Annotated in this window: 1 rRNA gene; it reads right to left on the bottom strand. The window is 51.1% G+C overall.

Features of this window, described 5'->3' with window-relative positions:
* Positions 1-72 precede the first annotated feature (72 nt).
* Positions 73-1,778 (bottom strand): 23S ribosomal RNA (locus ACP7D4_RS27930); the annotation flags it as partial.

Raw genomic sequence — 1,778 nt, 5'->3', positions numbered from 1 at the left:
TTTCTGGTAGCGATCTGTGTATCAACACAAAGCACAACGCGCATTCTTATCTTCTATACCTGCTAAGGTTATAGGGACAAGCCGTACGGGCAATTAGTATCAGTTAGCTTAATGCATTACTGCACTTCCACACCTGACCTATCAACGTCCTGGTCTCGAACGACCCTTTAAAGAGCTTAAAGCTCTGGGAAATCTCATCTCAAGGCAAGTTTCCCGCTTAGATGCTTTCAGCGGTTATCTCTTCCAGACTTAGCTACCCGGCAATGCCACTGGCGTGACAACCGGTACACCAGAGGTCTGTCCACTCCGGTCCTCTCGTACTAGGAGCAGCCCCCTTCAAATTTCCAACGCCCACGGCAGATAGGGACCAAACTGTCTCACGACGTTTTAAACCCAGCTCACGTACCACTTTAAATGGCGAACAGCCATACCCTTGGGACCGGCTACAGCCCCAGGATGTGATGAGCCGACATCGAGGTGCCAAACTCCCCCGTCGATATGAACTCTTGGGAGGAATCAGCCTGTTATCCCCAGAGTACCTTTTATCCGTTGAGCGATGGCCCTTCCATACAGAACCACCGGATCACTATGTCCTACTTTCGTACCTGCTCGACTTGTCAGTCTCGCAGTTAAGCACGCTTATGCCATTGCACTATCAACACGATGTCCGACCGTATCTAGCGTACCTTCGAACTCCTCCGTTACACTTTAGGAGGAGACCGCCCCAGTCAAACTGCCTACCATGCACTGTCCCCGATCCGGATAACGGACCAAGGTTAGAACCTCAAACAAACCAGGGTGGTATTTCAAGGTTGGCTCCACGCAGACTGGCGTCCACGCTTCAAAGCCTCCCACCTATCCTACACAGATTGGTTCAAAGTCCAATGCAAAGCTACAGTAAAGGTTCATGGGGTCTTTCCGTCTAGCCGCGGGTAGATTGCATCATCACAAACATTTCAACTTCGCTGAGTCTCGGGAGGAGACAGTGTGGCCATCGTTACGCCATTCGTGCAGGTCGGAACTTACCCGACAAGGAATTTCGCTACCTTAGGACCGTTATAGTTACGGCCGCCGTTTACTGGGACTTCAATCAAGAGCTTGCACCCCATCATTTAATCTTCCAGCACCGGGCAGGCGTCACACCCTATACGTCCACTTTCGTGTTTGCAGAGTGCTGTGTTTTTATTAAACAGTCGCAGCCACCAGTTTATTGCAACCCGTTCATCCTTCCACAGTAAAGTGGTCAAACTACAAGGGCGTACCTTTTCCCGAAGTTACGGTACCAATTTGCCGAGTTCCTTCTCCCGAGTTCTCTCAAGCGCCTTAGAATACTCATCTCGCCCACCTGTGTCGGTTTGCGGTACGGTCTCGTATGACTGAAGCTTAGAGGCTTTTCTTGGAACCACTTCCGATTGCTTCGAAACATAAGTCTCTCGTCTCAACCCCTTGAATTCCGCGCCCGGATTTGCCTAAGCGCCTTCTATGAGTCAAAAACCGGGACATCCAACACCCGGACAACCTTCCGCGATCCGTCCCCCCATCGCATCATACGACGGTGCAGGAATATTAACCTGCTTCCCATCAGCTACGCATCTCTGCCTCGCCTTAGGGGCCGACTCACCCTGCTCCGATGAACGTTGAACAGGAAACCTTGGGCTTACGGCGTGGAGGCTTTTCACCCCCATTATCGCTACTCATGTCAGCATTCGCACTTCTGATACCTCCAGCATCCTTTACAAGACACCTTCGCAGGCTTACAGAACGCTCTCCTACCATAT

Source organism: Massilia sp. TWP1-3-3, from assembly GCF_049897805.1.
Classification (GTDB): domain Bacteria; phylum Pseudomonadota; class Gammaproteobacteria; order Burkholderiales; family Burkholderiaceae_D; genus Telluria_A.
Note: the sequence above shows the minus strand (reverse complement) of the source record. Positions and strands in the feature narration are given on the sequence as shown.